Source organism: Gordonia sp. NPDC058843, from assembly GCF_042743165.1.
Taxonomy (GTDB): Bacteria; Actinomycetota; Actinomycetes; order Mycobacteriales; family Mycobacteriaceae; genus Gordonia.
Genome location: NZ_JBHYNC010000022.1, coordinates 70,341 through 77,947, shown reverse-complemented (window position 1 = coordinate 77,947; position 7,607 = coordinate 70,341). Strand labels below are relative to the sequence as shown.

7 protein-coding genes are annotated in these 7,607 nt (G+C 67.0%); 1 reads left to right on the top strand and 6 read right to left on the bottom strand.

Translation table 11 applies throughout. From position 1 onward, the window contains the following. Positions 1-237 precede the first annotated feature (237 nt). A complete protein-coding gene (locus ACFW3F_RS15665; RefSeq protein ID WP_388058852.1) occupies positions 238-924 on the top strand; it encodes a hypothetical protein in 687 nt (228 codons plus the stop codon). 9 nt (positions 925-933) lie between these two features. On the opposite strand, the gene ACFW3F_RS15660 is transcribed toward ACFW3F_RS15665, so the two are convergent. The 6 genes from ACFW3F_RS15660 to glnT form a co-directional block, all read right to left on the bottom strand. Next, positions 934-1,626, bottom strand: a complete 693-nt coding sequence (locus ACFW3F_RS15660; RefSeq protein WP_388058850.1) for a helix-turn-helix domain-containing protein — start codon at positions 1,624-1,626, stop codon at positions 934-936. Positions 1,627-1,630: 4 nt separating this feature from the next. Beyond that, positions 1,631-2,824 carry an NAD(P)/FAD-dependent oxidoreductase gene (locus ACFW3F_RS15655; RefSeq protein WP_388058848.1) on the bottom strand — a complete coding sequence of 398 codons (1,194 nt, stop codon included), beginning with the start codon at positions 2,822-2,824 and terminating at the stop codon, positions 1,631-1,633. Continuing rightward, positions 2,821-4,152 (bottom strand): FMN-binding glutamate synthase family protein, encoded by a 1,332-nt coding sequence (locus ACFW3F_RS15650; protein WP_388058846.1) that lies wholly within the window; start codon positions 4,150-4,152, stop codon positions 2,821-2,823. The genes ACFW3F_RS15655 and ACFW3F_RS15650 overlap by 4 nt, the downstream gene beginning before the upstream one ends. A gap of 169 nt (positions 4,153-4,321) precedes the next feature. Then, on the bottom strand, positions 4,322-5,080 hold the full coding sequence (locus ACFW3F_RS15645; protein WP_388058844.1) for a protein glxC: 759 nt from the start codon (positions 5,078-5,080) through the stop codon (positions 4,322-4,324). Beyond that, positions 5,068-5,964, bottom strand: a complete 897-nt coding sequence (locus tag ACFW3F_RS15640; protein ID WP_388058842.1) for a glutamine amidotransferase — start codon at positions 5,962-5,964, stop codon at positions 5,068-5,070. The genes ACFW3F_RS15645 and ACFW3F_RS15640 overlap by 13 nt, the downstream gene beginning before the upstream one ends. A gap of 82 nt (positions 5,965-6,046) precedes the next feature. Next, on the bottom strand, positions 6,047-7,405 hold the full coding sequence (gene glnT, locus ACFW3F_RS15635; RefSeq protein WP_388058841.1) for a type III glutamate--ammonia ligase: 1,359 nt from the start codon (positions 7,403-7,405) through the stop codon (positions 6,047-6,049). Positions 7,406-7,607 lie beyond the last annotated feature (202 nt).

Sequence of the window (7,607 nt, the reverse complement as noted above, 5' to 3'; positions counted from 1 at the left end):
GGCTCGCTACCCTATCACCTCAGGGAGCATTGAAAACCCCCGCTCACGAGTGTTCTTTCGTGGTCCACGACGGCCCCCAGGCCGCAGTACTGAGGCGCGAGCTTGCGAGCGTCCCCCTGCTCCCTGAAGAGCGAGCTTGTGGCCCTCCGCAAGCTCCAGGCGCTCCTCAGGGAACGGGGCTGTGGTGGATCTGCGAATCGGTGACCGACCCGCGGATCGCCCGGTACCGTCCGCGGGGTGACGGATTCCAAGGTGATCGTTGCCATCCGGGGCGGCGGACTGACGCGCACCGACGCCGATGCCCTCGTCGAACGCTGCGTGGCAGCGGGCGCCACGCGCGTCCAGGTCAACATCAGCGACGACCAGGTGTCGGGCGCCATGCGCATCGACGAGCTCGACCCGCCGATCAGCGCCGTGGTGTCGTTCTGGGCGCCCGAACCCGACCTGGTGCTCGCCGTGCTCGACGACGAACTCGACGGTCCGACAGCCGGCTGGGAGGTGTCCGCGCGAGCACCGCTGGATCCGGAATTGCCCGCCGACGGAACGCGAATCGAGGCGCTGGCCAACATCGCGTTCCTGCGTCGCCCCGACGAACTCGATCACGCCGAGTGGCGCCGACGGTGGATCGAGGACCACACCCAGGTCGCCATCGACACCCAGGCCACGTTCGGATATGTGCAGAACATCGTCGAACGACCGCTGACCGAGAACACCCCGCCGGTGGCGGCCATCGTCGAAGAACTGTTCCCGATGGCGGCGATCAGCGACATCCACGCCTTCTATGGAAGCGGCGGGGACCAACTCGAACTCGAGCGTCGGATGACCCTGATGCTGGAGAGCGTCGCCCGATTCGGTGCGGACCGCCACCTCGACGTGATCCCGACCTCGCGCTACGACTTCGACCCCAGCCGATCGCGGACCTGAATCAGACTGTCACACAGCCGAATCCGGGAACGCGATCACCGAGAGGAATCGCACCGGCAGTTCGACGAGTTCGACGGGCCCGTGCGCACCCTCGCCGTCGAGTTGCAGTGAGTCACCGGGATGCATCCGGTACACCGACCGGCTGTGCGCGTAGTCCATCACGCCTTCGAGAACGTAGAGGAATTCCGTCCCGGCGTGCTGGAACAACGGTTGCGTGACCGACTTCTCGGTCAGCGTGACGAGCAGGCACTCGAGGCGTTTGTGTTCGCCGCGCAACGAGCCGAGCAACTCGTAGTCGTGTCCCTCTCGGGACCCCTCGCGCACGATCTCGGCCCCCTCGCCGGCTTTGACGAACACCGCCGATCGCTCCATCTCCGCACCGCGGAACAGCGAGGTGACCGACACGTCGAAGCCGTTGGCCAGACGAGCCAATGTACTGAGACTGCACGAGGTCTGGGCGTTCTCGATCTTCGACAGCATCGCCTTGGAGATGCCGACGCGAGTGGCCATGTCCCCCACCGACAGTCCCTGCTGGCGTCGTAGGCGTCGTACGTTGTGCGCGATGGCGGTCTCGAGTTCCAGCTCCTCGACCGACTGGTCGACGGGCCGCTCGCGCGCTGTGCCGGATTGATTCCGGATCAAAGGGTCGTCCGTCACGCTGCTAGCATAGTGAGAAACAGTGTTTCCTGACAGTCGACACATGCGGTCAGCGCATCTCCCCGGCTCCCACGTACGGAAAACGCGTCGTCAGCAGGTATCCCTCAGCGAACCGCGAGAAACGGAAGTCCGACTCGGGGATACGCGGATCGGAGCTCCGCCCGTCGACGACGAGATCGGCGATCAGCCGACCCACCGCCGGCGAGATCTTGAACCCGTGTCCGCTGAACCCGGCAGCCAGTACGAGGCCGTCGAGCGGCCCGCGCGAGATGATCGGGTTCCAGTCCGGCGTCACGTCGTAGCACCCGGCGTAGCTCGTGGTGATGGCCGGATCGGCGAACCCGGGGAACCGGGCTCCCACCTTCTCGACGGTGAGGTCGATGAAGGCCGAGTCTGCGCGATTGCGGTAGCCGTCCGGGTCCGCGATGTCCAAGGCGGCGAGATCGCTGTTGCCGAACAAGATCTCGCCGCGGACGTCCGGACGGACGTACTGCAGCGACACCAGATCGGAGAACACCGGGACGTCTCCGAGGTCCTCACCGGGATGGATCATCACGATCTGCTCGCGATGCACCCGGATCGGGACGTCGATGCCGTGGGGGGCGAGGAACGGCCTCGTCCACACGCCGGTGGCGACCACCACCGTGTCCGCGGAGATCGTCGAACCGTCGGCCAGTCGTACGCCGGTCACCCGGCCGGAGTCGACGACGAGCCCGGTCACGCTGGTGCCCTGACGAATTCGGATTCCGGTGGCCCGTGCCGACGCCGCGAAGGCCTGTGCGGTCTGATACGCGTCGCCGTAGCCGCCACGTTCTTCCCAGCCGAAGGCCGCGAACGGCTCCAGGTCGGCTGTCGGCCACATCGCGGCCACATCGGCGGCGTCGATCTCCTCGGTCTGTACACCCACCGCACGCTGCGCGGCGAGGCTCGCGCGCATGCTCTCGACGTTGGGCTCCCCCACGCCGACGACGTAACCGGTCTGACGGAAACCGATGTCGGCACCGAAGATCTCCTCGGCCTTCTCGAACACCTCGAGACCGTAGGCGGCCATGGCGGCCAACGAGCTGACACCGTAGTGGCAACGGACGATCCCCGACGACTTGCCGGTCATCCCGCCGCCGACGGTGTCCCGCTCACACACCACCACATCAGTGATGCCGCGCTGACCCAGCGCCCACGCGGCGGCCGCACCTTCCAGACCGCCGCCGACGATGACGACCTGCGCGGTCTCCGCCGCGGTCACCACCCCGACCCCGGGATCCAGCTGGTCCCGGCCAGCGGCACACGGGCCATGGCCGACGCCTCGATCGAGATCGCCACCAGGTCCTCGGGCTCCAGGTGCTGTAGGTGCGCCTTGCCGCACGCGCGGGCGATCGTCTGGGCCTCCATCGTCATGACCCGCAGGAAGTTCGCGAGTCGTTTGCCGCCGAGAACGGGGTCGAAGCGGGCGGAGAGTTCGGGGTCCTGGGTGCTGATGCCCGCCGGGTCGCGGCCGTCCTGGAAGTCGTCGTAGTAACCGGCCGCCGATCCGAGCGCCTCGTACTCCGCCGCGTGGCGAGGATCGTTGTCGCCCAGCGCGATCAGGGCTGCCGTCCCGATCGCGACCGCGTCCGCGCCGAGTGCCATCGCCTTGGCGACGTCGGCGCCGTTGCGGATTCCGCCCGAGACGATCAACTGAACCTCTCTGTGAACACCCAACTCCTGCAACGCCTGTACGGCCTGCGGGATCGCGGCCAGCGTGGGGATGCCGACGTGTTCGATGAAGACGTCCTGGGTTGCGGCGGTACCACCTTGCATACCGTCGACCACGACGACGTCGGCGCCCGAGTGCACGGCGAGCTTCACGTCGTAGTAGGTGCGGGTGGCACCGACCTTGACGTAGATCGGCTTCTCCCAGTCGGTGATCTCACGCAGCTCGTTGATCTTGATGGCGAGGTCGTCAGGACCGGTCCAGTCCGGGTGACGGCAGGCGCTGCGCTGGTCGATACCCTGCGGCAGGGTACGCATGCCGGCGACACGTTCGGAGATCTTCTGGCCCAGCAGCATTCCGCCGCCACCGGGTTTCGCGCCCTGGCCGAGGACGATCTCGATGGCATCGGCCTTGCGCAGGTCGTCGGGGTTCATTCCGTACCGCGACGGGAGGTACTGGTAGACGAGGTTCTTGGACTGTCCCCGCTCTTCGGGGGTCATCCCGCCGTCGCCGGTGGTGGTCGAGGTCCCGACCTCCGAAGCGCCTCGCCCGAGTGCCTCCTTCGCGCCGGCCGAGAGCGCGCCGAAGCTCATGCCTGCGATGGTCACCGGAGTCGACAGGTGCAATGGGTATTTCGCGTTCCGGTTACCGAGTACGACGTCGGTGTCACAGCGTTCGCGGTAACCCTCGAGCGGGTAGCGCGACATCGACGCGCCGAGGAACAGCAGGTCGTCGAAATGCGGCAGCTTGCGCTTGGCGCCCCAACCGCGGATGTCGTAGATGCCGGTCTCGGCGGCGCGCTGGATGGCGGCAATGGTGGTGCGGTCGAACGTGGCGGACTCACGCAGTCCGCGCTGCTCGACGCTGAGGTTGTCGGTCATGGTGATCCTTCTCTAGTCGTGTGGTGTGTGTGCGAGGCTGCGGCCCTTCGTGGCTCGTCGCTGCGCTCCTCGCACCTCAGGGAGCAAAGTGATGTCGCCGGCGCTCCTCGCACCTCAGGGAGCAAGGGTGGTTTCGCCGGCGCTCCTCGCACCTCAGGGAGCGGGGGCGTCAGTACGCGGAGGTGTTGTCGACCTTGAAGTGATACAGCTCGCGGGCCGAGCCGTAGCGGGTGTAGTCGCGGGGGTCGTCGTCGCCGAATCCGGCGGCCTTGAGCAACCCGGTCAACTCCTCGAGGTGTTCGGCGCGCATCGGTTTGGCGATGCAGTCGGCGCCGAGTGAAGCAACGTCGCCGCGGACGTAGATGCGGGTCTCATAGATGGAGTCACCGAGTCCGTCGCCCGCGTCGCCACGGACGACCAGGCGGCCGGCCTGCGCCATGAAAGCGCTGTTGTGCCCGACGTTTCCGCCCACGACGATGTCGACACCCTTCATCGAGATGCCGCACCGCGCCGCGGCGTCGCCCTCGACCACGAGCAGGCCGCCGTGCGCGGTGGCACCCGCCGACTGAGATGCGTTGCCCTTCACGATGACGCTGCCGCTCATCATGTTCTCGGCGACGCCCGTACCGGCGTTGCCGTTGATCGTCACCTCGGCTTGCTGGTTCATGCCGGCCGCGTAGTAGCCGACGTGACCGTTGATCGTGATCTTCAACGGGAGGTTGACCCCGGCGGCGACGCTGTGGGCGCCGGCCGGGTTGTCGATGACGATCTCGCCGGAGATGTCCCCGTGCAGCGTCGAGTTGATCTCGCGCAGGGCAGTGGTCGCGAGGTCGAAGGTGTGATTGGGACTCATCGTCTCAGCTTTCGCCAGGCCGGTGGAGGCGGGAACAGAAGAGGTGGCGGGCAACTCGGCGGTCACCGCGTCCATGCGTAGACGACCTCCGGCTCGGGCTCCCAGATCCGGGCGTTCTCCACCCCGGGCAGTTTGGCCAGCGCCCGATACTCACTCGCCATGGCCACCCAGTCGTCGGTCTCGGCGATGACGGCCGGTTTGCAGGCGATCGCGTCGCGGACTACGGCGAACGAATCGCGGTTGGACACCAGCAATGTGTAGAAACCGTCGAAGTTCGCGCACACCTCTTTCAGTGCGGTCTCCACGTCTTTGCCCGCTGCCAGCTGGTGAGCGACGAAACGAGCGCCCACCTCCGTGTCGTTCTCGCTGTCGAACTCCACTCCTGCGGCGCGCAGTTCGCGACGGATGGTGGCGTGGTTGGCGAACGAGCCGTTGTGGACCAGACACTGCTCAGGGCCGACCGCGAACGGATGAGCCCCCGAGGAGGTGACAGCCGATTCGGTAGCCATCCTGGTGTGCCCGACGCCCTGCCACCCCGAGGCTGCCGCGAGCCCCCACGATTCGGTCAGGTCTCGGGGCGCCCCAACACCTTTGAGAACGGTGAGATCGGAGCCGAAGCCGGCGACGAGTGCGTTCGGATATGCGGCACGTGCGGCTGCCAGCAGCTCGTCGGCCGTCGCCGGGGCCGACGCCACGAGCGTGACGTCGATCGTCTGTGCCGCGACCGGCACACCGAGTGCCGCGCCCAGGGTCGCAGACACCTCGTCGGGGAGCACGTCGAGTTCGAGGAGGGAGATACAGCCGTGCCCCGGCGGCGCCCAGGCGCGATTGCCGTAGACGGCGATGCCCGCCGAGTCGGCACCACGGTCTTGCATCTCACCGAGCATCTCGGCGAGCATTTCGCCGAGCCGGGGGTGGAGGTCCGGGTTGCGCAGGTGCAGCCCGACGATTCCGCACATGGTCAGATCCTTACGTCGAAGAATGAGTGATGTTGTCCGAGCTCGTATTTGGGTCTCAGAGTGATCCGTGTCGGATCGACGGTCAGAACGCCGTCAGGTACTTGTCGACCTCCCACGGCGTGACCGCCGCGTGCCAGTCGAAGAACTCATCGCGCTTGAGGCCGGCGAAGTACGCCGAGACCCGCTGCTGGTCGGCGGGCCAGTCCTCGGGGAGCGCGGCGTCCAATGTTCCGGCGACCACCGCGTCGACCTCGAGCGCGTCCACGGCGTGCAGGAGGGTGAGCGGGAGTTCGGCGATGTGGCCGGGGCAGTTCCCGACGGGGCCGGGGTCCAGACTCCGCTTGATGCCGTCGAGGCCGGCTCCGAGCAGCGCGGCGACGGCCAGGTACGGATTCGCCGATCCGTCGCCTCCCCGGAGCTCGACGCGCTGCTCGTCGGGCACCCGGATGTAGTGGGTGCGATCGTTGCCGCCGTAGGTCGCCCGACGCGGGGCCCACGACGCACCCGAGCGCGTCGCGGTCGCTCCAGTCCGCTTGTAGGAGTTGACCGTCGGTGCGATGACGGCTTGGAGCGCAGGCGCGTGCTCCAGTATCCCGCCGATGAAGCCGTATGCCGTCTCCGACAACCCCAGTCCACGCTCGTCGTCGGCGACCTGAGGGAACACCGGGTCCCCCGCCTGGGTGAGGGACAGGTGGAAGTGCAGTCCCGAGCCGGTGCGCTCGGCGAAGGGCTTCGGCATGAACGTCGCGATCATGCCCTTCTCCGCCGCCAGGGCAGAGAGCAGGTAGCGGAGCGTGACGACGCGATCGGCCGTCGTCAGCGCGTCGGAGTAGGCGAAGTTCTGCTCGAACTGCCCGTTGCCGTCTTCGTGGTCGTTGGCGTAGTTGCTCCAGCCGAGCTGATTCATCGCAGTGGACACGGTCGTGAGGTGGTCGTACATCCGGGTGAGTCCCCGGACGTCGTAGCACGGCTGATCCGAGTCGTCCGCGGCATCAGCGGTCACCAGGGATCCGTCGGCGGCCCGCTTGAGCAGGAAGTACTCGACCTCGGCCCCGACCCATGGTTCGAACCCGGCGTCCGCGGTCTGCGCGATGAGCGCCTTCAGGATGTTCCGAGGTGCGAAGGGCCACGGCTTGCCCTCGACGTGCGGGTCGCACTGGACGACGGCGAGTCCCTCTTTGATGAACGGGATGGGCAGGAAGGAACTGACGTCCGGGATGGCGATGAGGTCGGGATCCTTGGGTTCCTGCCCGATCGCACCGACGGCGTAACCGGCGAAACCGACTCCGTCGGTGGCCAGTTCGTCGACGGCCTCCACCGGCACCAGTTTGGCGCAGGGTTTGCCGCGGAGGTCGACGAACATCGCGAGGATGAACTTGGTGCCGTGCGTCGCGCAGAGATCGGCCAGTGCGCCGGTCGTCGTCTCGGTGGTTGTCATCATGTGCTCCGTGGTCGACTCTAGGGGGTTTCCTAGCGCAAGTCCACTGGTGTGAACCAGTGTCTACTATTAGTAGACATGCAAGTTGTTTCGACCCTGTTTCGACTTCGTGATCGGTGGGTGTCGGTTTGCCCGACAACGCTTTCCGTGACGGCCGGCGATGACGACGGCTCGGGGGCCCACCGTCGAACGGTGAGCCCCCGAG

Bases quoted from the DNA above. Each gene is read 5' to 3' on its own strand.
- ACFW3F_RS15660 (WP_388058850.1), bottom strand. From the start codon at position 1,626: ATGTGTCGACTGTCAGGAAACACTGTTTCTCACTATGCTAGCAGCGTG.
- ACFW3F_RS15650 (WP_388058846.1), bottom strand. From the start codon at position 4,152: ATGACCGACAACCTCAGCGTCGAGCAGCGCGGACTGCGTGAGTCCGCC.
- ACFW3F_RS15645 (WP_388058844.1), bottom strand. From the start codon at position 5,080: ATGGACGCGGTGACCGCCGAGTTGCCCGCCACCTCTTCTGTTCCCGCC.
- ACFW3F_RS15640 (WP_388058842.1), bottom strand. From the start codon at position 5,964: ATGTGCGGAATCGTCGGGCTGCACCTGCGCAACCCGGACCTCCACCCC.
- glnT (WP_388058841.1), bottom strand. From the start codon at position 7,405: ATGATGACAACCACCGAGACGACGACCGGCGCACTGGCCGATCTCTGC.